At 69.5% G+C, this 21,278-nt stretch carries 14 protein-coding genes; 13 read left to right on the top strand and 1 reads right to left on the bottom strand.

All coding sequences use genetic code 11. The features are described from left to right. Nucleotides 1–717 precede the first annotated feature (717 nt). Nucleotides 718–1,149, top strand: a complete 432-nt coding sequence (locus QN245_RS05820) for a hypothetical protein (RefSeq protein ID WP_184446971.1) — start codon at nucleotides 718–720, stop codon at nucleotides 1,147–1,149. Here the strand turns inward: QN245_RS05820 and QN245_RS05815 are convergent. Beyond that, entirely contained in the window at nucleotides 1,139–2,650 is a 1,512-nt protein-coding gene (locus QN245_RS05815; protein ID WP_184447438.1) for an MASE1 domain-containing protein, read from the bottom strand. The two genes, QN245_RS05820 and QN245_RS05815, sit on opposite strands and share 11 nt — an antisense overlap. Before the next feature lie 530 nt (nucleotides 2,651–3,180). Between QN245_RS05815 and ybaL the strand changes: the two genes are divergently transcribed. From ybaL to QN245_RS05755, 12 genes are all read left to right on the top strand, one after another. Further along, nucleotides 3,181–4,860 (top strand): YbaL family putative K(+) efflux transporter, encoded by a 1,680-nt coding sequence (gene ybaL / locus QN245_RS05810; protein WP_160969078.1) that lies wholly within the window; start codon nucleotides 3,181–3,183, stop codon nucleotides 4,858–4,860. 205 nt (nucleotides 4,861–5,065) lie between these two features. Further along, nucleotides 5,066–5,797 (top strand): HpcH/HpaI aldolase family protein, encoded by a 732-nt coding sequence (locus QN245_RS05805; protein WP_317844792.1) that lies wholly within the window; start codon nucleotides 5,066–5,068, stop codon nucleotides 5,795–5,797. Nucleotides 5,798–5,876: 79 nt separating this feature from the next. Continuing rightward, on the top strand, nucleotides 5,877–7,955 hold the full coding sequence (locus tag QN245_RS05800) for a TonB-dependent receptor family protein (RefSeq protein ID WP_317845310.1): 2,079 nt from the start codon (nucleotides 5,877–5,879) through the stop codon (nucleotides 7,953–7,955). 249 nt (nucleotides 7,956–8,204) lie between these two features. Continuing rightward, nucleotides 8,205–9,431 carry an ATP-grasp domain-containing protein gene (locus QN245_RS05795; RefSeq protein ID WP_317844791.1) on the top strand — a complete coding sequence of 409 codons (1,227 nt, stop codon included), beginning with the start codon at nucleotides 8,205–8,207 and terminating at the stop codon, nucleotides 9,429–9,431. Then, a complete protein-coding gene (locus tag QN245_RS05790) occupies nucleotides 9,428–11,224 on the top strand; it encodes an IucA/IucC family protein (RefSeq protein ID WP_317844790.1) in 1,797 nt (598 codons plus the stop codon). Before QN245_RS05795 ends, QN245_RS05790 begins: the two co-directional genes overlap by 4 nt. Further along, complete coding sequence (locus QN245_RS05785) at nucleotides 11,221–12,393, top strand: MFS transporter (protein WP_317844789.1); 1,173 nt, start codon at nucleotides 11,221–11,223, stop codon at nucleotides 12,391–12,393. The genes QN245_RS05790 and QN245_RS05785 overlap by 4 nt, the downstream gene beginning before the upstream one ends. Then, nucleotides 12,371–14,128 carry an IucA/IucC family protein gene (locus QN245_RS05780; RefSeq protein WP_317844788.1) on the top strand — a complete coding sequence of 586 codons (1,758 nt, stop codon included), beginning with the start codon at nucleotides 12,371–12,373 and terminating at the stop codon, nucleotides 14,126–14,128. The genes QN245_RS05785 and QN245_RS05780 overlap by 23 nt, the downstream gene beginning before the upstream one ends. Next, nucleotides 14,125–15,378 (top strand): type III PLP-dependent enzyme, encoded by a 1,254-nt coding sequence (locus QN245_RS05775; protein ID WP_317844787.1) that lies wholly within the window; start codon nucleotides 14,125–14,127, stop codon nucleotides 15,376–15,378. Before QN245_RS05780 ends, QN245_RS05775 begins: the two co-directional genes overlap by 4 nt. A 54-nt stretch (nucleotides 15,379–15,432) precedes the next feature. Then, nucleotides 15,433–15,747 (top strand): PsiF family protein, encoded by a 315-nt coding sequence (locus QN245_RS05770; RefSeq protein ID WP_160969092.1) that lies wholly within the window; start codon nucleotides 15,433–15,435, stop codon nucleotides 15,745–15,747. A gap of 426 nt (nucleotides 15,748–16,173) precedes the next feature. Continuing rightward, entirely contained in the window at nucleotides 16,174–17,868 is a 1,695-nt protein-coding gene (locus QN245_RS05765; protein WP_255421547.1) for a J domain-containing protein, read from the top strand. 36 nt (nucleotides 17,869–17,904) lie between these two features. Further along, complete coding sequence (locus QN245_RS05760) at nucleotides 17,905–19,596, top strand: molecular chaperone HscC (protein ID WP_184446978.1); 1,692 nt, start codon at nucleotides 17,905–17,907, stop codon at nucleotides 19,594–19,596. Between the two features lie 80 nt (nucleotides 19,597–19,676). Beyond that, the gene (locus QN245_RS05755) at nucleotides 19,677–21,275 is read left to right on the top strand and encodes a hypothetical protein (RefSeq protein ID WP_317844786.1); all 1,599 of its coding nucleotides are present in this window, start codon (nucleotides 19,677–19,679) and stop codon (nucleotides 21,273–21,275) included. The last annotated feature ends 3 nt before the right edge of the window (nucleotides 21,276–21,278 follow it).

The raw sequence follows: 21,278 nt of genomic DNA, 5'->3' as shown, positions 1-21,278 counted from the left end.
TGCCATGCCTTGGGAATTGGGATGCGCAGCAATGCCGTGGCGAGGAAGATTCGGCAGGCCACATGTACGCCGGCATGGCAGACGCGGTTCGGCAGCGCGCGGCGCACCTTGGCCATCGCCATGCCCATTGCGTTTTAAACCGCCGCCTCGACCGATCACGGCAGCACGACGTAAATGCGTCAAGCATTCGTCGCACGATAGAAATACATCAGGTTATTGAGTAACAGTCACTTCGCCACATTCAATCAGCGCGATGCCCGGCACGGGGACGCCGTGCCGCGTTCGAGAAACTCCCTGTGGCGGCGATTGTTTTCCCAGCGCTATAGAACGCAGGCGATAGACGGCGGCATTCGATCCGGCGCACCGCCAACAAAGACCGCCTATGCGCACATGCGCGACAAGGCGACAGGCCGCACCCGGCGGCTATGCCGCGCAGGCGTGACCGCCCTGAGTGGCATGGAAACTGCAGTGAGCACAGCGCCCGACGCCCCCGGCGATGCCGGACTGGTCCCACGCGATGGTGCGTGACCTTGGGGCCATACCTGAGCAGTCGATGCGGCGCACTTTTTCAGGACTCATTCCCGAATATATAAAAGTGATACGCATCACAAGTATGAATCGATTGATTATTTGTCAACAGTGGCCTGTTGCGATTCGCGTAATGTGGAATCGCCTGAACGGCAGGCAAAAAAACCCCAACAGGGGAAGGATCGTGTCATGTGGAAAACTTCGAAAATAGCGGTGCTATCAGGCATCGTGGCGTGTTCGGCGCTTGCGTCGAGCGCCTATGCACAAAGCTGTTGTCCGAGCGGCGGCAACGGTAGTCCGATCGCCATCCGCGGCCTGGGTGAAAGCGCGCCGGCGGCGACCAATCTGTCCACCAATGCGTCGGCGCGCATCTATCAGTTCGAGCGTAACGGCGTGACCTACCTGCAGATCAACGACAGCACCGGCCAGGTGCGTGGTGCGGTCGGCCGGGTCGGCGACACCGCATGGGTGACGCCGATGGGCAAGGACGTGGATCGCGTGAGCACCGTCGATACCTTCGACAGCAGCCGCGGCACCGTGGTCTACGACGCGCGCTACTTCACCGTGCAGCTGGCCAGCAGCGCCAACGGCGACGTCTGGACGGTGACCGTCAAGAAGTAACGGTCCTTTCCAGCGGTTCGGAGATCAGGAAACTGATCTTTCGCTCATGACGGCGCCGGCAGGTGCCGTCATGAGCCTTCAACCGGCTGGCCAGCTCCCAGTCCATCTCGTCGGCGTTGTGGTGCTTGCGGCCGGCACCCGGCATCGCCGCATCGGCTTCCAGGGTCACCACTACGCCACGCTTGCCACGCGCCGACCAGACCCGTGCCGTGATCGTATGCCGGCCCGCGTCGGGCAGGATTTCCATGGCATTGAGCACGCAGCGATACGCCGCCAACTGTAGCCCGATCGACAGCCGCCGCGAATCACCGTGCAGGCGCGCCTCGACCTCGGTATCGCAGGCGTTGGCGAAGGCGACCGAATTCAGCGCGCCGTACAGGCCATGGGTTTCGATATCCAGCGGATACAGGGCGGCAACATAATCGTCCAGCAGTTGCGCCTGGATCACCCCGGTGCGATTCATTTCCATCGCCGCGGCATAATGGCCGTGCTGCTTCAGTGTGGTGGCGATGTCGCGGCGCAGCTTGTTGATGTGTACGTGGATGTCGGTGTACTCGATCACCCGGTTGCGGAGGGTACGCTCGGCCGACATGTAGCTTGCCTGGGCGACCTGCAGCGCTTCCTGTTCGGCGAAGCCCAGGCGTCGGGCCTGCTCCATCACCCCGGCGATACGGGTGCCAAGCACGAACAGCGTAGTGGCGGCGAACGACACCAGCATCTGCACGTAGAACATTTCAAGGTCGAACGCACCGGCTTGATGCGACTTCGCCAGCGCCATCGCCACCGCGATGTCGGCCATGACGATGCCGACGGCCGCACCGCGCCACTCGTGGCCAAGGGTCAGCCAGAAGCCCGGTACGATCATCATCACCAGCAGGAACTGCCGCGCGACCCCGTCCGGTACGTTCATCGCCGCCGCGAACAGGGCCCCCACCATCAGCGCAGCGCGCAGGCTGTCGTGCATCAGGCCGCGCGACATCAGCGCCGTGCCTTCGCGACGTACCCACAGTAGCGCCGGCAACACGAACACCAGGATGCCGAGATAATTACCGACCCAGAACTTCAGCGCGTTCTCGACGTTGATGTCGGTCACCGGCCCATCCAGCAACCAGTTCAGCACCTTGTTGATCAGCACGCCCCACAGCGCCATGCCGAGCACCACCGGCAGCAACCGCTGCTGCCAGACCATCACATCGGGCACGCGGCGTCGGAACCACAGCGGCACTAGCGCCGACAACGGCATCAGCAGCAGCGGACTCAGATATGCCCAGGTCGCACTCTGGCCCTCGTCAATCAGCGGCACACGCAACGCCAGTAGCGCTGCGGCATCACCGAGCAACAGATAAGGCCAAAGCCGCAGCGGCATGAACAGCAACACGGCCGCACGCAGGCCGGCCGGCAAGAACCATTGGTCCAAAGACAACCGCCACGCCACCAGATAGCCGGCGCAGTACACGGCGCTCAGGAGGAGTCCCTTCGCGAAAGTAGTCAATCTAGCCATGCCACCCTGTCCTGCAGGACGCCCGATGGGGCGCAACAAGTGGCGCAAACATACACCAGGGAATGGGCCGAAACAGTAGACAGTTAACGTCCATCATGCGGTGTAATGCCTTTCCTGACAGGGAGTTGCGTGCGCCCCCCGATCGCTGCGACCTCCATCCCATTCAGGGTGTCAGGGAGCAGGCCTGCAGGGGCATGGTGCGGGACCGCCACGGGCCAACTGCGCAGCGACGGACGCCTGGCCGCCCCTCCTTCCCTGCCTGATCCGGACCGCCCGGGCCCGTCACGGGGACGGGCCAGACCCTCCAGCCAGCCTCAACTGATCCGTTCAGGCCATGACAGGTTGAGCCTGGCCGGGCACCGGACGCTGGCCGCTCGCTGTCAGTCGAACCACCCGCCCCGCGCGCAACGCCCCAGACGCGCGCGCACCAGGCGCGGGCAGCCACTGCCGCCGCTCCACCCCGCCACACCGATTTGCCGACAAAAGCCCCGATCGGCGACACTCGGGGCCTACTTGTTCTGCGATCCTGAATGCATCACGACACCAGTCTCATCGACATCATCGCGGTCGGGCTCGCGCTCGCCTTCATCCTCGGCACGCTCGCCCACCGTCTCAAACTCTCGCCGCTGGTCGGCTACTTGGTGGCGGGCATCTGCGTGGGCCCGTTCACGCCCGGCTTCGTCGCCGACCAGGCCCTTGCCAACCAGTTGTCGGAACTGGGGGTGATGCTGCTGATGTTCGGGGTGGGGCTGCACTTCTCGCTCGAAGACCTGATGGAAGTGAAGTGGATCGCGATCCCTGGCGCGCTGGCGCAGATCGCGGTCGCCACCCTGCTCGGCTGGGGGCTGGCCTGGAGCATGGGCTGGCCGACCCTGCACGGCCTGGTGTTCGGCCTGGCGCTGTCGGTGGCCAGTACGGTGGTGCTGCTGCGGGCGATGGAGGAGCGGCGCCTGCTGGAAACCCTGCGCGGGCGCATCGCGGTCGGCTGGCTGATCGTGGAGGACCTGGTGATGGTGCTGGCGCTGGTGCTGCTGCCGGCGCTGGCCGACGCGCTCGGCGGCAAGGGCGCCGACACCGGCGCGATCCTCGGCGCGCTCGGCATCACCCTGCTGAAGATGGCCGCGTTCGTGGCGGTGATGCTGGTGGTCGGCCGCCGCGCCATCCCGTGGGCGCTGGAGAAGGTGGCCGCGACCGGTTCGCGCGAGTTGTTCACGCTGTCGGTGCTGGCGATCGCGCTGGGCGTGGCGTTCGGCTCGGCCACCCTGTTCGGCGTGTCGTTTGCGCTGGGCGCGTTCTTCGCCGGCATGCTGCTGAAGGAGTCGGAGCTCAGCCACAAGGCCGCCAGCGACTCGCTGCCGCTGCGCGACGCCTTCGCGGTGCTGTTCTTCGTCTCGGTGGGCATGCTGTTCGATCCGCACATCCTGCTCGAGCATCCCTGGCAGGTGCTGGCCACGTTCCTGACCATCACCGTCGGCAAGTCATTGGCCGCGTTCGTGATCGTGCGTGCGTTCGGCCATCCCACCGGCATCGCCCTGACCATCTCCACCAGCCTGGCGCAGATCGGCGAGTTCTCCTTCATCCTCGCCGGCCTGGGCGTGAGCCTGGCGATCCTGCCCGAGACCGGCCGCGACCTGATCCTGGCCGGCGCACTGCTGTCGATCATCGCCAACCCGCTGCTGTTCACCTGGCTGGACCGCTGGCAGGCACGGCAGGCGGTGGAGGCGCCGGTGACCGTGGAGCCGGAGTTGCCGCCGGGCCCGTCGCTGGACCTGGTCGACCACGCCATCGTGATCGGCTACGGCCGGGTCGGCAGCGCGCTGGCGGCGGTGCTGCGCGAGCGCGGCGTGCCGGTGCTGGTGATCGACGACAACCGCGACCACGTCGAGCGCGCCCATGCCGACGGCATTCCCGGCATCCGCGGCAGCGCTGCTGCCGACCGGGTGCTGGCCGAGGCGCATCCGGACAGGGCCAAGATCGCGATCCTGGCAATCCCGCAACCGCTGGAGGCCGGCGAAGCGCTGGCCAAGCTGCGTGCGCTGAACCCGGCGCTGACCCTGCTGGCGCGCGCGCACAGCGATGCCGAGGTCAAGCATCTGCTCGACCACGGCGCCGACGGCACGGTGATGGCCGAGCGCGAGCTGGCCTATTCGCTGGCGGAGATGGTGATGGCGACGCCGCCGTACCGGGGGATGCGGGCCGCCGCGCGCTAAGCGCACGGCGGCAGGGATTGGGGAGTGGGGAGTGGGGATTCGCAAAAGCGGCTCCTCTTCGGACGGTGAGCCGCAGAGCGAAAAGCGCGGTAGCGCACAGAAACCGTCTACCGCGGCTGTAATGGCCCGCAGCGAATCTTCTTGATAAGCATTCTCGTTTGCGGCAGGATTGCGCTCCCTTCCCCAGTTCCGCTCGCCCTCCCCCATGGCCTGCAAGATCGGGTTGCTCAACTCCGTGCCCAGTGCCCTGCTGTGCGAGATGTTCGGGCATGTCGGCTACGACTTCGCGGTGCTCGACCTGGAACACGTGCTGCGCTCGCCGGCCGAGCTGGAACACGCCATCCGCGCCTGTGAGCTGGGCGGCTGCGAACCCTGGGTGCGCGTGCCCGAGGTCGATGCCAAGCTGATCGGCCGGGTGCTCGACGCCGGCGCCCGCGGGGTAGTCCTGGCCGGGCTGGACAGCGCCGAGCAGGCCGAGCGCGCGGTCGCCGCCGCGCACTTCCCGCCGCATGGCCGCCGCGGCATCACCGGCGGCCGCGTCACCGGCTTCGGCAGCGTGGGCCTGGCCGACTACATCGCCCGCAGCCGCGCGCGCCTGCGGGTGATCCCGATGATCGAGAGTGCTGCCGGCGTGCGCGCGCTGCCGCAGATCCTGCAGGTGCCCGGCGTGTCGCTGGTGATGGAAGGGGCGCTGGATCTTGCGCTGGACCTGGGAGTCGGCCCGCACCCCACCCATCCGCAGGTCTGGCAGCAACTGCTGGCGATCGACGCGGCCTGCCGCATCGCCGGCGTTCCCTTCTGCCCCAATCCCCGCGACGCCGCGCAACGCGCGCACTGGCTGGCGCAGGCGGGCCTGCAGTGGCTGTTCGCCGGCGAAGACCGCGCGCTGCTGCAGGCCGCGTTGCGCCAACGCGCGGCCGACCTGCGCAGTCCCTGACCGTTTTCGTGCCCTTGGAGTCGTCGTCTTGATCGCTTCGCTTTCCCCTTCGCTGCTGGCCGTCGCCCTCGTCGCCGCCATGCTCGCCCCCTCCAGCGCGCGCGCCGAGGACACCCCGCCCGACGCCGACGCACAGGCGCGGATCCGCCAGCTCGACGCGGTGCAGGTGCAGGGCAGCCTGCTCGGCCGCTCCACTGTCGAAGACGTGCAGCACTACGCCGGCAGCCGCCAGGTGATCGACAACGCGCAACTGCGCAACGGCGCCAACCGCTCCCTGGACGACGCACTGCAGAAGGTGCCGGGGATCAAGGTGTTCGACGAGACCGGCACCGGCGCGCTGCCGCAGATCATGCTGCGCGGCCTGTACGAGAGCCGCAGCGGCCGCGTGCAGGTGCTGGAGGACGGCATTCCGCTGGCGCTGGCGCCATACGGGCAGACCAGCCTGTCGCTGTTCCCGGTCGGCCTGAACCAGGTCGACCGCATCGACATCGTGCGCGGCGGCGCGGCGGTGCAGTACGGCCCCAACAACGTCGGCGGGGTGATCAACCTGATCAGCCCGGACATCCCCACCACCTGGACCACCACGCTGGGGCAGAAGGTCACCGCCGGCGGCGCCGGGCATTACCTGGGCGACACCGCGATCAGCACCGGCGGCTATGCCAGCGATACCTTCGGCCTGCAACTGGACGCCAACTGGACCAAGGGCGACTACTGGCGCGAGCACAGCGCCACCGACATCAAGAACCTGCGCCTGCGCGCGGAATGGTGGCTGGCGCCGGACAAGCTGCTCAAGGCCAGCGTGCAGCGCTACGTCGCCGACATGGACATGGCCGGCGCCTTGTCCACCGCCGACTACCTGCGCGATCCGCGCCAGTCGACGCGGCCGCTGGACGAATTCACCGGCCGCACCACCCGCGCCTCGCTGGTCTACCAGCAGGACTTCGGCGACGTGGGGCCGCTCCAGGACCTGCGCCTGGACTGGAGCAATTTCAGCGCTCGCAGCAGCCGCAACTTCATCGTCGGCATGCGTTCTTCGGCCAGCGAGACCTGGCGCCCCGACCTGCCGCCGCAACTGCGGCAGAGCGCGCCGCGCGATTTCCGCGTCTACGGCAGCGAGCCGCGACTGAGTTGGAAAATGGGCTCAGGCGCGGTGACCCAGCAATGGACGCTCGGCGCGCGCGCGATCAACGAGGACATCGACTTCCTGGTCGGCAACACCCGCCTCAGCGACGGCCTGTACACCCTGGTGCGCGACTGGCGCTTCAAGGACCGCGGCGCCGCCGCCTACGTCAGCGACGCGATCGCCTTCGCCGACGGCCGCATCACCGTCACCCCCGGCCTGCGCTACGAGCAGGTCGATTCGCGCTACTACAACCTGGCCAGCGGCGCACGCACGCGCAACAAGACCGACGACGTGCTGCCCGGCCTGACCCTGGGCGTCCAGGCCAACCCGCAGTGGTACCTGTACGCCGACGGCCAGCGCTCGCTGCGCGCGCCGCAGGTCACCCAGATCATCTTCGGCGACAACCTCGACGCCGAACTGGCCTGGAACTACGAGGCCGGCGCGCGCTACCAGCCCAATGAGCGCACGCGCGTGCAGTTCGGCGGCTACCTGATCGACTTCGACCAGCAGATCCAGCTCGACAACACCACCCGCACCTACCGCAACCTCGGCAAGACCCGCCACCAGGGCGGCGAAGTGGAACTGCAGTGGAGCCCCGCGCAACTGCGCGCGCTGACCCTCAACGCCGGTTACGCCTACCTGGACGCACGGCAGAAATCGGGCGTGTACGACGGCCTGCGCGTGCCCTACACCTCGCGCAACCAGCTCACCCTCGGTGCGTCGTACCAGCCCGAATCCGGTCATACCACCGTCGCCGTTTCCAGCTATTACTTCAGTCGCGCCTTCAGCGATGCGGCCAACACCGTGCAGGAGAACGCGATCGGCTCGGTCGGCGAACTGCCGGCCTACTGGGTGTGGAACGCGCAGCTGAGCCAGGTGCTCAGCGAAGGCGCCAGCGGCAAGCTCAGCGCGTCGCTGGCGGTCAACAACCTGTTCGATCGCAAGTACTGGTACCGCGGCATCGACACCAGCCCCTGGGGCCGGCAGCCGGCGCCGGGCCGCAGCGTCACCGTCGGCCTCGAGTACACGTTCTGATCCACGCCGGCGTCGGACGACGACGCCGGCCGCCGCACCACCGCGCGCCACCACGGCGCGCCGCCGCCCGCGGGAGACGCGGGCCAGTGCAACGGACGCAGCCGCGTCCTTTCCCACCCAGCGCGCGCCCGATGCGATGCGCCAGGCAACCACGCGACCCTGCCGCAGCCGCGGCGCATGCCTCCCGTGTCCGCCTCCGCGCGGCCGCGCCGGCGGCGTGCGTGCACCTGCGCCCGACGAGACCCGCATATGACCTCGCACGACGCTCCTCTGCTGATCCTCAGCCACGTCTGCCACCCGGCGGTGACCGATGGTTTCCTCCCCGCCGCGCAGCGCCTGGGCGTGCCGGTGCTGCTGCTGACCGACCATCGCCACGCCCACCTCGACCACTTCCGTCGCCATCCGCCGGCCGCACCGGTGCAGGTGCTGGAGTGCGACGTGTTCAATCCGCTGGGCGTGCTCGACCTGCTCGGCAGCCTGCCGCAGCCGCCGCGCGCGGTGTTCAGCAACAGCGACCACCTGCAGACCAGCGCCGCCGTGGTCGCCGCCGCGCTCGGCGTGCCGGGCAAGGATTGGCAGGTCTGCTACGCGGCCAAGAACAAGGCGGCGATGCGCCAGCGGTTGCGCGCGCTCGGCCTGCCGGCGCCGTGGTTCTGCAGCCTGGCGCCGGGCGCGATGCCGCCGGCGCAGGCACCCTGGCCGCTGATCGCCAAGCCGCGCGAAGGCGTGGCCAGCCTGGACGTGCGCCACTGCGCCGACGCGGCGGCGCTGCAGGCTTACCTCGATGATTTCTGGCAGCGCCACCCGCAGCGCAGCGTGCTGCTGGAGAGCGTGCTGGAGGGCCCGCTGTTCACCCTGGAAACGCTCGGCGACGGGCGCACCCTGCAGCCGGTCGGCGGCTTCGACGTGCGACTGTCGGCGCCACCGCATTTCGTCGAGTGCGAGGCGCGCTGGCGTAGCGCCATCGACACCCCGGTGCTGCAGCAGGCACTGGCGCAACTGCAGGCGTTCGGCATCGGCTTCGGCGTGTGCCACAGCGAGTTCATCCTCACCGCCGACGGCCCGGTGCTGGTGGAGATCAACTACCGCAGCATCGGCGACGGCCGCGAGTTCCTGCTCGATCGCCTGTTCGGCGGGCACTGGTTCGACAGCGTGCTCGGCCTGCACCTGGGCCGGCCGCTGCCCACGCTGCAGGCGCGCCGCGCGCAGGCGCTGGTGCGCTACTACGTGGCCGAGCACGACGGCACGCTGGCGGTGGCCAGCGCCGACCACGGCAGCAGCGACACGCATTGGGAAGCGCGCTACCGGCGCCTGCGGCAACCCGGCGACGCGATCCGCCTGAGCCATTCCAACAAGGATTACCTGGGCGTGCTGGACGTGCTCGCCGACACCGAGGCGGACCTGCAGCAGGCGCTGGCCAGCACCGAGGCGTCGCTGCACTGGCGTATCGACACCACCATCGGAGTGGCGGCATGAGCCAGGACGCCGACCGCCGTTACATCGACCTGCGCGTGATCGATGCCTGCCTGCGCGAGGACCTGCGCGGCATCGTCAGCCGTGGCGCCGCCGCCACCCCGCCGCCAGCGGTGCTCGCCGCCTGGGCGCAAGCGCCGCTGCCCGCGGACGCCACCTGGTGGCGCATCGCGCACCTGCCCGACGGCGAGCTGTGGCTGCCGCTGCGCCGCGCCGGTTACCTGCAGACCGTAAGCGCCTGCAGCGACGGCTGGGTCCTGCACACCGCGCAGCACAGCGCCTACGAATCCGGCGCCGCGCAGTGGCTGGCACGCCTGGGCGCCGGACTCGACGCGGAGACCCAGGCGCTGCACCGCGCCTATGTCGAGGAAGCCGACTGCGCGGTGCGCCAGCGCGCGCTGGCGCGGCAGGCCTACGCGCAGCAACGTCCGCTGCTGGCCACCGCGCTGGACGCCGCCGACGCGCACGAACGCGCCTACCGCTGCGAACAGCTGGCCAGCCACCGCGACCACCCGTTCTATCCCAGCGCGCGCGCCAAGCTCGGCCTGGACGACGCCGACCTGCCGCGCTACGCACCGGAGTTCGGCCCCAGCTTCGCGCTGCGCTGGCTGGCGCTGCCGGCCGCGCAGGTCACCCAGACCACGCCGCCGCCGGCGTTCTGGCCGCGCCCGGGCATGCTCGGCCTGGACCCGGCGCTGGACGCCGACCACGTCGCCTGGCCCGTGCACCCACTGATCTTCGCGCGGCTGGGCGAGGACGGCTTCGCCCTGCCGGGCGGCGCGATCGCCGCGCCGCAGCCGTGGCTGCAGGTGCGCCCGTCGCTGTCGCTGCGCACGGTGATCCCGCTGGCGTTTCCCGATCATCATCTGAAGCTGCCGGTACCGATGCGCACCCTCGGCGCGCTCAACCTGCGCCTGATCAAACCGTCCACGCTGTACGACGGGCACTGGTTCGAACGCGTGCTATGCGACCTGGCCGCGCACGATCCGGCGCTGGGCGAACGCTACCTGCACGTGGACGAGGCGCATGCCGGCCACGTCGGCGAGACACGGCATCTCTCCTATCTGCTGCGCCGCTATCCGGCACTCCCGGAGGCGACCCTGGTGCCGGTGGCCGGCCTGTGCGCGACGCTGCCGGACGGGCGGCCGCTGGCCGTGCACCTGGCCGAGCGCTTCCATGGCGGCGACCTCACCGCCTGGTGGGATAGCTACCTGGCGCTGATGTGCCAGGTGCACCTGCGGCTGTGGCTGCGCTACGGCATCGCGCTGGAGGCCAACCAGCAGAACAGCGTGCTGATCTACGCCGCCGGCCGCGCGCCGCGACTGCTGCTCAAGGACAACGACGCGGCGCGGGTGATGCTGTCGCGGCTGCACGCGCAACGGCCGGCGCTTGCAGCGTTGGGCGCGCCGCGCGACGCGCGCATCCTGGTGCAGGACGACGACGCGCTGGCGCGGATGTTCTGCACCATCATCCTGCAACTGGATCTGCAGGCGGTGCTGGAAGGGCTGACGGAATGGCAGCCGGGGCTGCGCGCGCCGCTGTACGCACTGCTGCGCGCGCGCCTGCACGGCACCCTGCGCGCGCTGCGCGAGGACGGCATCGACACCGCGCCGGCGCAGGCGCTGCTGGACGCCCCCACGCTGCCGGTGAAGTACCTGCTCAGCGCCGGCAGCCTGCTCGGCAAGCAGATCACCGGCGCGGCGGACATCAACAAGTTCTACGGCGACAGCGCGCCCAACCTGCTGCGCGAGGATGCGCTGGCGGCGCGCGCGGTCGCGGCCGGGGCGGCGCGATGAAGCGCCTCCTCGGCCCGGTGCTGGCCGCGCATTATCTGGCCGCCTTCACCGCGCTGGGCATGCCGCTGTTCCTGCCGCAGGTGCTGCAGCAGCTCGCGCCGGGCGCGGCGATCGGCTGGAGCGGCGTGTTGTACGTGCTGCCGACCCTGTGCACCGCGCTCACCGCCAGCGCCTGGGGCCGGCTGGCCGACCGCTACGGGCGCAAGCGCTCGCTGCTGCGCGCGCAACTCGGTCTGGCGCTGGGCTTCCTCATGGCCGGCTTCGCGCCGAACCTGGGCTGGCTGGTCGCCGGCCTGGTCGTGCAGGGCGCCTGCGGCGGCTCGCTGGCCGCGACCAACGCCTATCTCAGCAGCCAGGCGCAGAGTGGCTCGCTGGCGCGGGCGCTGGACTGGACCCAGTTCTCGGCGCGGCTGGCGATGGTCACCGCCCCGGCGCTGCTCGGCCTGGCCATCGCGCTGGGGCCGGCGCAATCGCTGTACCGCTATCTGGCGCTGCTGCCGCTGCTCGCCTTCGCGCTGAGCTGGCGGTTGCCGGCCGATCCGCCACGCGCGCCGGCGACAGCCGCATCCACAACCGCCATGCCACACGCGGATGCGGCGCAGCGCCGCCAGCGCTGGGCGCTGTGGGCCACGCAGTTCCTGTTCTGCTTCGCGATGGTGGTGACCTTTCCCTATTTCCTGCCGTACGCGCAGGCGCACGGCATCGGCAGCACTGCGGTCGCCGGCCTGCTGTACAGCCTGCCGCACCTGGTCTACCTGGTGCTGATGCCGTGCTGGCGCGGTCGCGACCACCGCGTGTCGCCGCTGCCGGCGGGGCTGACGCTGTTCGCACTGGCCTGCCTGCTGCAGATGGCGCCGCCGGCGCCCGGCTGGCTGATCGCGGCGCGGCTGCTGTTCGGCCTGGGCATGTGGATGGCGTTGCGCGGCCTCAACCGCACCCTGGCCGAGGTTGCGGGCGGGCGCGGCGCGGGCCAGCTGTTCGGCCGCTTCGATGCCGCCGGCAAGTACGCCGGCGTCGCCGGCGGTGCCCTCGCCGGTGCCCTGGTGCAAGGCCATGGCCTGGCCGTTCCGTTCCTCGCCGCCGCCGCGGCTGCCCTGCTGGCACTGCTGCCGGCCCTGATGCTCACGTCCGTTCGGAGAACCGTCCATGTCCCCGTTGCCGATGCATGACCCGTGGTACGACAGCCTGGCGCAAGCGCAGGCGATCACCTGCTGGCTCAACTGCTACCTGCGCGAAGTCGCGCTCGATCGCGGCCTGGCCGACTTCGACTATCGCGGCCGGGACCGGCCCGGTGTGGCCGCTGCGGGCGAACGCTGGCTACGCCTGCAGCTGCCCTCGGGCGCGACGCTGTGCGTGCGCCTGGCCCATGCCGACCGCCTGGGCCGCTGTCGCTTCGCTTCGGCGCCCTACCTGAAGGCCGACGGCCGTCCGTGGCACTGTCTGGACGCAGAGGCGCTGGTGCGCCTGCTGCTGCAGGAACTCAGCGAAGGCGAGCAGGCGCCCAACCTGGAACTGCTGGCGCAGAGCGCCAACAGCGTCGCCATCACCGCGCAGCTGCTGCGCCAGGCCGACGCCGCGCCGCCCACCGGTGAGGCGCTGATCGATGCCGAGCAGTCGATGCTGTGGGGCCACGCCTTCCATCCCACGCCCAAGAGCCGCGAGGGCGTGCCGCTGGACCAGGTGCTGGCGTGCGCGCCGGAAGCGCGCAGCGCGTTCCCGCTGTTCTGGTTCCGCATCGACCCGCGCCTGTACCGCGCGCAGGGCGATGACGTGCGCGCCGCGCTGGCGCAGGCCGGCGGTGGCGCCGACCTGTATCCCTGCCATCCGTGGGAAGCCGAGCGCGTCCTGGCGCATCCGCTGCTGCGCCAGGCGCAGGCGCGCGGCTGGATCGAACCGCTGGGCGAACGCGGCCTGGCGCTGCGCCCGACCTCGTCGGTGCGCACGCTGTACCACGCCGACCTGGATTACTTCCTCAAGCTGTCGGTGCACGTGCGCCTGACCAACTGCGTGCGCAAGAACGCCTGGTACGAACTGGAGAGCGCGGTGGCGCTGACCCGTCTGCTGGCGCCGGACTGGCAGGCGCTGGCGCAGCGCGTGCCCGGCTTCCACGTGCTGCTGGAGCCGGCGGCCACCGACCTGGATTTCTCCGCACTGGACGCCGATGCGCAGGCCTGCCGCGAGTTGGGCGAGAGCTTCGGCGTGCTGTACCGGCAGGCGATCCCGGCAGCGCAGCGCGCGCGCTATCGCCCGCAGGTGGCCGGTGCGCTGTTCACCAACGATGCGCGCGGCCAGCCGGCTTGCGCCACTGCGCTGAAGACCCTGGCGCAGCGCACCGGCAGCAGCGCGGACGCGGCCACCGCGATCTGGTTCCGTGCCTACGCACAGCTGCTGCTGGACGGGGTGTGGAGCGCCTGGTTCGGCTACGGCATCGTGCTGGAGCCGCATCTGCAGAACACCGTGATCGGCTGCGAAGACGGCCTGCCGACGCAGGTGTGGATCCGCGACCTGGAAGGCACCAAGCTGCTGCCGTCGCGTTGGCCGGCCGCGCGCCTGCCCGGCATGTCCGAGACCGCGCGGCAATCGCTGTACTACAGCGCCGAACGCGGCTGGAACCGCATCGCCTACTGCGCGCTGGTCAACAACCTGGCCGAAGCGATCTTCCACCTCGCCGACGGCCACGACCGCCGCGAGCACCAGCTGTGGCAGATCGTAGGCGACATCGCCCGCCGCTGGCAGCAGCGCCACGGTGCACAGCCGGCGCTGCAGGCCCTGCTCGACGGCGCGCCGCTGCCGGCCAAGAACAACCTGCGCCTGCGCCTGCTGCAACGTGCCGACCGCCATGCCGACTACAGCTTCCTGCCCAACCCGATCGGCAGCGCCGCGCTGCGGCAGGCGGCGGCATGAGTCTGCGCATCGATCCTGCCCCACTGCAGGCGGCGCTGGCGCGGCTGCGCGCGCAGGCAGACGGCCCGGTCTGCGCCTATGTCTACGACCTGGCGGCGCTGCAGGCGCACGCGGCGATGCTGCGCGCGCACCTGCCGGCCGAGTGCGACCTGTTCTATGCGGCCAAGGCCAACGCCGAGCCCCCCGTGCTGCGCACGCTGGCACCGTGGGTGGACGGCTTCGAGGCGGCCTCCGGTGGCGAGCTGCAGTGGCTGCACACGCATCAGCCGGGGCGCCGGCTGCTGTTCGGCGGCCCCGGCAAGCTCGACGCCGAACTGCAGCTGGCCGCCAGCCTGCCCGACTGCAGCGTGCACGTGGAAAGCCTGGGCGAGCTGCAGCGGCTTGCCCGCATCGCCGCGTCGGGTCCCCGCCCGCTGTCGGTGTTCCTGCGCCTGAACATCGTGGTGCCGGGCATGCAGGACACGCGCCTGGTGATGGGCGGGCGGCCCTCGCCGTTCGGCCTGGACGTGGACGACCTGGACGCGGCCATGCAGGTGCTGCGCGGCGGGACCGGACTGCGCCTGGACGGCTTCCACTTCCACCTGCTGTCGCACCAGCGCGATGCGCAGCTGCAGTTGCGGCTGATCGCGCACTACCTGCAGACCGTGCAGGGCTGGCGCCAGGCCTACGCCCTGGGACCGCTGACGGTGAACGCAGGTGGCGGCTTCGGTGTCGACTATGCCGATCCGGCGGCCTCGTTCGACTGGGCCGCGTTCTGCGCGGGATTGCCGGCGCTGCTACGCACGCATGGCGAAGGCCTGCGCCTGCGCCTGGAGCCGGGCCGCTACGTCAGCGCCGCCTGCGGCTGGTACCTGATGGAGGTGCTGGACATCAAGCGCAGCCATGGCGCGCACTTCGCCATCGGCCGCGGCGGCACCCATCATTTCCGCACGCCCGCCGCGCAAGGCCACGATCATCCGTTCCTGGTGCTGCGCGGCACGCAGCCGCCGCTGCTGCGCGATGCGCGGGTGACCCTGGTGGGGCAGCTGTGCACGCCCAAGGACGTGCTGGCCCGCGACCAGCCGGTGGCCGCGCTGGCGCCGGGCGACTGCCTGGCATTCCCGCTGGCCGGCGCCTACGCCTGGAACATCTCGCACCAGCAATTCCTGATGCATCCGCCGCCGCAGATGCTGTTCCTCGACGGCCCGGCGCAGGCCCCCGATGCCATGCCGCAGCGCCGCATTGCCGACCCGGCCGCCGCCGCGTCATGATCCGGTCACCCGTGCCGGCGCACCCTGCCGGCACACCCAACCGGAGCTGCCGCCATGACCCGTTGCGCCCGTCTCGCCGCTACCTGTTTGCTGCTGAGCTTCACCGCCGCCCCGCTGCTGGCCACCGCCGCGACCAAGCCGCAGACCGCGCAACAGACCTTGATGGCCAAGTGCTCGGCCCAGAACAAGGGCAAGAAAGGCGATGAGTACAAGAGCGCGCAGAAGGCCTGCCTCAGCGGCGGCACCGCCCCGGCGGCGGGCAACGCCTCCCAGCAACGCATGAAAGACTGCAACGCCCAGGCGGCCACGCAGAAACTGCAGGGCGATGCCCGCAAGACCTTCATGAGCGGCTGCCTCAAGAAGCAATGAGCCCACTAGCCCCTCTCCCATCGGGAGAGGGGTTGGGGTGAGGGTACGGCGCGCAGCGCCAGCACAGGCAGCATTGGCATCTCCGCCAACCGCCGCGGATGCGGCCAACGCCGATGCAGGTATCGGCCGTCTTCCGGCCGCGGCCGGGTCTGATCGGAATCGCCCTGCCGCGTCCAAGACCAGAAGCTTCCCGACTCTGTGACATGCGGGCTGCCCGGATAAGCGCAAATGCCTGGTGGGGGAGAAACTTCAGTCCCGACGGCTCTTGCACGGGACGCCTGCCCATCGGCAGCGGCGGGCCGCGCTGGCGAGAGAACGCATTCCCCATCAAGCTCCGGCGATCGCGGCCGATAACCGGTCGCCAGGGGCGACGAGCAAGCCGGGAATGGAAAGCAAACGACACGGCACTGCAGCGGGGTCCCGTCGATGAGTTGGGCGACCGAGGCGCTCGGGCTGCCGTCCGATGCCGATGCGCGCGCGATCAAGCGCGCTTATGCCAAACGCCTGAAAACCACCCGGCCCGACGACGACCCGGCCGCGTTCCAGCAGTTGTATGAAACCTATCAGGCAGCATTGGCCTGGGCGCAGACGGAAGCGGAAAGCGAAACGACGACGTTGCCGCCTTGCGCCGGCACGAGGGTCGAAGACGCAAACGCGGACGTCGACACGGCGCCGCGCCTGGCCTCCACCCCACGCGTCGAAGAGGCGCAGGTGCGACCACGGTCCCGCCCGCGAGCCGAAGCCGTGCGCGACCCCGCGCTGGAGGCCGAACTGGCGCAATGGCAGGACGATGCCTATGTGCAGGAGCGGGCCACGCGCATCCTTGCGGCGGCGCAGACCCTGCCCGCGGCGAAGTTCGGCCCCTGGTTGCGCGCGCTGCCGGAGCTGTGGTCCTTTGAGCTGCGTCCGCGCATCGGCCAGGCGATCCTCAGCCGCGTCGCGGACGATGACACGATCATGTCAGATGCGCTCTTCGACGCGTTGATCACCTGCTTTTCCGATGAGCAGGACAGCGAATTCCGCCATGCGCTGTGGACCAGCCGCGTGCTGGCGGTCGCCCTGGGGCAGTCGCCGGACTTTTTGGACCACTGGCTGTCGCAGCGGGTCACCACGCTTTCCGACGATGAGCATGGGGCGATCGGTGCGCTCGTGCTACGCACGCTGCGCGAACAGCGGGCCTCGCCGCAACTGGGGACCATCAAGGCGCTGTCGAAGGCCTTGCGATGGAGCCAGTTCGACTACGACCAGCATGATCGCTTATGGCTGCACGACGCCTGCAAAGCGGCGCGGATACAAGAACGCATGCAGCGACGGCTGGCCGCGCTGCTCCCTGGCAGTGACTCGGCGGCGCTGGCCGAAGAGTTGGAAGCGGCTCATTGGCAGAAGATGACGCCGCGCCAGGCCGCAGCGTTGAGAGCATGTGTGGTGGGGTCGCCATCGCGCTGGCGCTGCTTCCTGTCCGCCTTGCTGCCGGTGCGGCCGATGCGAATGTACCGCTTCTGCGGCATCGTCGAGCAATGGTTCCCCGACGGCTTGCCAGCATCACTGCAGCCGCGCCACGTGCGTTTTTGGAAACAGCTCGGCGACCCGCAGCGTCCGCATGGCTGGCAATTGGCCATCAACCTGACCCGCGGGTTGGCGGTCGCCGCCCTGGTTGCCATCTGCGCAATCTTGATGCTGCCGTTTGCCGGCACAGCTAGCATTTCACTGACGTTCCCTGTGCTCGCGACCGGACTGGCGATCTGGAGTGCGCTGGTGCTGGCGCAGATGGCCGCCCGCTGGCAGGCACGCACCACGCTAACGGGCACAGGCAAGCGTCTAGCGCACTGCTGGGCGCTGCCGGCAGCCAGTGCCTTCGTTTTGACCGTGATGCGCAGTGGCACCTATGGGGCTGCCATTAGCGCAGCGCTTGCGTATGCCGCTGTGTTTCGTGTGACCGGACGCATGGAGGCCGATTCACGAACAGCGAGCATGCCCATGCTCACCTTTGTCGCACTTGGCACGCCTGCCCTAATTGCAGCGCAAGCGGGCGCCTGGCCCGGCACCCTGTTCGCCCTGCTGCTCTGGGCGATTTCGTTCATCCAGGACACGCAGCGTCAGGCGCTGCAAAGGCAGCGATAGCACTTTTTGCAACGGACGGAACACAAGGATTCGCACATGATTGTAGGTATCGACCTCGGCACCACCCACTCGTTGATCGGCGTGCACGATGCCGAAGGGGGGCGCCTGTTCGCCAATCCGCACGGCAGCCTGCTGACCCCGTCGGTGGTCAGCATTGACGACGATGGCACCCTGCTGGTCGGCCAGCCCGCCCGCGAGCGCCTGGTGAGCCATCCGCACCACAGCGTGGCCGCATTCAAGCGCTGGATGGGAAGCCCGCGCGAGACCAAGTTGGGGCAACGCAGTTTTCGCCCGGAAGAGCTGTCGGCGCTGATCTTGCGCTCGCTGATCGCCGATGCCGAAGCCGCGCTGGGCAGCAAGATCGAGGAAGCGGTCATCAGTGTCCCGGCATATTTCTCAGATGCGCAACGCAAGGCCACCCGGGTGGCCGGCGAGTTGGCCGGCATCCGCGTCGAACGGCTGATCAACGAGCCGACCGCGGCCGCGCTGGCCTATGGGCTGCAGGAACGCGGCGGCGAAGGCCGCGTGCTGGTGCTCGATCTCGGTGGCGGCACCTTCGACGTTTCCCTGCTGGAGATGTTCGACGGCGTGGTCGAAGTCCATGCCAGCGCGGGCGACAACTTCCTCGGCGGCGAGGACTTCCTGCAAGTGCTGGTCGACGGCTTCTGTAGCGAGCATCGGCTCGATCCCGCCAAGCTCGCGCCGGGGGACAGCGCCCAACTGCGGCGCCGCATCGAACAACTCAAGCGCGACCTGAGCACACAGCCACAGGGCGCGGTGAGCCTGAACATCGCCGGACAGGCCTACAGCTGGGAGCTCGACGAGTCCCGTTTCGCCCAGCTGGCCGAACCCTTGCTGCAGCGCATGCGCTTGCCGATCGAGCGTGCGCTGCGGGATGCCAAGCTGCGGCCCTCGGAGCTGGACGATATCGTGCTGGTCGGCGGTGCGGTGCGCATGCCGATGATCAGCCGGCTAGCCACGCGCATGCTCGGCCGGCTGCCGCTGCGTCATGTCAACCCCGACCATGCGATCGCCCTGGGCGCGGTGGTGGCGGCGGGCCTGAAAAGCCGCGACGAGAGCCTGCGCGAGGTGGTGCTGACCGACGTCTGCCCCTACACGCTGGGCACGCAGGTGGCGCGCCAGGGCGGCGATGGGCAACTGCGCAGCGGCTACTTCCACCCCATCATTCCGCGCAACAGCGTGGTCCCGGTGAGCCGCGAGGACCGCTTCCACCCCATCCACGAGCAGCAAACCCAGTTGGTCATCGATGTGTACCAGGGCGAGAACCCCATGGTCGAGCGCAACATCAAGCTGGGCGAGTTGCGCATCGCCCTGGATCCCAAGCGCCCGCGCAGCGAGCAGAGCGTGCTGACCCGCTTCACCTACGACGTGGACGGCTTGCTGCAGGTCGAGGTGATCGAGGAAGCCACCGGCAAACGCCACGAACTGATCCTCGAGCAGAATCCCGGCCTGCTCGACCGCGACGAGATCGCCAGGCGCTTGCAGGCGCTGGCCGAACTCAAGGTCCATCCGCGCGACCAGCAGCAGAACCTGGCATTGCTGGCGCGCGTTGAGCGTGTGTACGAGGAGTACATCGACGCACGCCAGATGGTGCAACGCTGGCTCGATCAGTTCCGCGAAGTGCTGGAAAGCCAGGACCTGACGCGCATCGAACGCCATCGCGAAGAACTCGCCCAGGCCCTGGACGAGCTGGAAGCGCGCGCATGAGCTGGGCATTGTCGGCGCTGGGACTGGCCGAGGACGCGGACGAGCGCGCCATCAAGCGCGCCTATGCGGCACGCCTGAAGGTGACCCGCCCGGACGATGACCCAGCCGGCTTCCAGCAACTGCACGAGACCTATCAGGCGGCGCTCGGATGGGCGCGGCAATTCGCCGCCGATCGCGCGGCCGACCGTTCCATCGACGCGCTGCACGCCGATGACGACGCACTGCAGATGCAGGCGGCGGACGCAGCCGCAGCGGCTTCCCTTCCGCAGGAAGCCGCATCCGTCGCCGTCGCCGATTCCGACGCCGCCCGATCGCCACCGCCGCACGTCTCCGACACGCACGCGGCAACGCGCACGGTCGCTGCCGACGATGCACTACTGGAGCTGCAGGTGGCGGAAGCGCCCGCACCGCGCTCCCTTCCGCAGCAAGCCGCATCCGCCACTGCCGCCGATCCTGGCGCCGCCCCTTCACCACCGCCGCAGGCCTCCGACGCGCGCGCGGCGCCGCGCACGGTCGCCGCCGAGTGGCTCGCGCCAACCCCGGCGGACCTGCCGCCCCTCGACATCGCGCAGATGCAGTTGCGCATCCTGCATCAGGCGCAGCGGCTGGAACCGGAACCGCTGCGCGCCTGGCTGTTCGCGCAACCGGAGCTGTGGTCGCTGGAAAGCAAATCGCAGATCGGCGCGGACCTGCAACAGCATCTGCTCGACCACGATGAGGAAGCGCTCAGCACCTACCACTATGCGGTGCTGGCCGAATTCTTCGACTGGGAGGGCGCGCTGGATGCGCCCGATCCCTACCTGGTGCAGCATGCCTGCGCACGGATGCACCGGCGCTGGCTGTTGCAACCGGCCGGGCATGCGGAGCTGAGTGACGCGCTGCGGCGCCGCGGCGACAGCGCGGCGTCGGTTCCGCATGTGCGCAAACTGCTGGCGCTGCTGGGGTCTGCGCCGTCGGACGGCGCGGTGCTGGCGGCCATGCTGCGGCCAGGCCGCCCCACCAGTGCGCGGCTGCTGCTCGACCTGATCGGCTACGTGCCCGATGGCCGCAAGCCGCCGCGGCCGCTGGATCGCAGTCGCGCCGCCGCCTGGTATCTGGCCGGCGAACGCAACAGGTTCACGCCGATCGCCGCCATGCTCGGCGTGGCGCGCAGCCTGATCGCCGCCGCGGTCGTCCTGTTGCTGTTCCTGCTGTTGGCGATGATCGACCGCAACCCGGCACCCGGAATGTCGCCGGTACTGAAGGCCGGCTTCTATGCCGCCGCCCTCATCGTCGGCGGCTGGATCGCCTGGGACGCCTTCAGCTCGCTGCTGCGTTGGCAATCGCGGCACGAAGCCGACCCATGCGTCCGCCGCCCGCTGTTGCAGCGCTTCTTCATCCCGGTAGCCGCCGCGATGGCCACCGCCTGGATCATGGCCGGCAAGCCCCATGTCGCCGCAGCCATCGCGCTGCCATTGCTGGTGATCGCCATTGTGCGATGGGCGCGACGCGCCGGCTTCCGGCTTCAACTACAGTGGAACTGGGGTTGGGCGTGGCTCGGGTTCATTGGTCTCAAGTTCGGCCTCTTGGGCATCGGCGTCTTGATCGTCTATCCGCAAGCCACCCTCGGCGCCACCGCGATTGCGTGGCTGAGCGATCTGATTTCGCAACGAAACGCGCGCAGGAAGGCGCTGCGCTGAGCG

The organism is Xanthomonas rydalmerensis, from assembly GCF_033170385.1.
Classification (GTDB): Bacteria; Pseudomonadota; Gammaproteobacteria; order Xanthomonadales; family Xanthomonadaceae; genus Xanthomonas_A; species Xanthomonas_A rydalmerensis.
Note: the sequence above shows the minus strand (reverse complement) of the source record. Positions and strands in the feature narration are given on the sequence as shown.

Coding starts and splice junctions, on each gene's coding strand:
- QN245_RS05820 (WP_184446971.1), top strand. CDS start 718: ATGTGGAAAACTTCGAAAATAGCGGTGCTATCAGGCATCGTGGCGTGT.
- QN245_RS05815 (WP_184447438.1), bottom strand. CDS start 2,650: ATGGCTAGATTGACTACTTTCGCGAAGGGACTCCTCCTGAGCGCCGTG.
- ybaL (WP_160969078.1), top strand. CDS start 3,181: ATGCATCACGACACCAGTCTCATCGACATCATCGCGGTCGGGCTCGCG.
- QN245_RS05805 (WP_317844792.1), top strand. CDS start 5,066: ATGGCCTGCAAGATCGGGTTGCTCAACTCCGTGCCCAGTGCCCTGCTG.
- QN245_RS05800 (WP_317845310.1), top strand. CDS start 5,877: ATGCTCGCCCCCTCCAGCGCGCGCGCCGAGGACACCCCGCCCGACGCC.
- QN245_RS05795 (WP_317844791.1), top strand. CDS start 8,205: ATGACCTCGCACGACGCTCCTCTGCTGATCCTCAGCCACGTCTGCCAC.
- QN245_RS05790 (WP_317844790.1), top strand. CDS start 9,428: ATGAGCCAGGACGCCGACCGCCGTTACATCGACCTGCGCGTGATCGAT.
- QN245_RS05785 (WP_317844789.1), top strand. CDS start 11,221: ATGAAGCGCCTCCTCGGCCCGGTGCTGGCCGCGCATTATCTGGCCGCC.
- QN245_RS05780 (WP_317844788.1), top strand. CDS start 12,371: ATGTCCCCGTTGCCGATGCATGACCCGTGGTACGACAGCCTGGCGCAA.
- QN245_RS05775 (WP_317844787.1), top strand. CDS start 14,125: ATGAGTCTGCGCATCGATCCTGCCCCACTGCAGGCGGCGCTGGCGCGG.
- QN245_RS05770 (WP_160969092.1), top strand. CDS start 15,433: ATGACCCGTTGCGCCCGTCTCGCCGCTACCTGTTTGCTGCTGAGCTTC.
- QN245_RS05765 (WP_255421547.1), top strand. CDS start 16,174: ATGAGTTGGGCGACCGAGGCGCTCGGGCTGCCGTCCGATGCCGATGCG.
- QN245_RS05760 (WP_184446978.1), top strand. CDS start 17,905: ATGATTGTAGGTATCGACCTCGGCACCACCCACTCGTTGATCGGCGTG.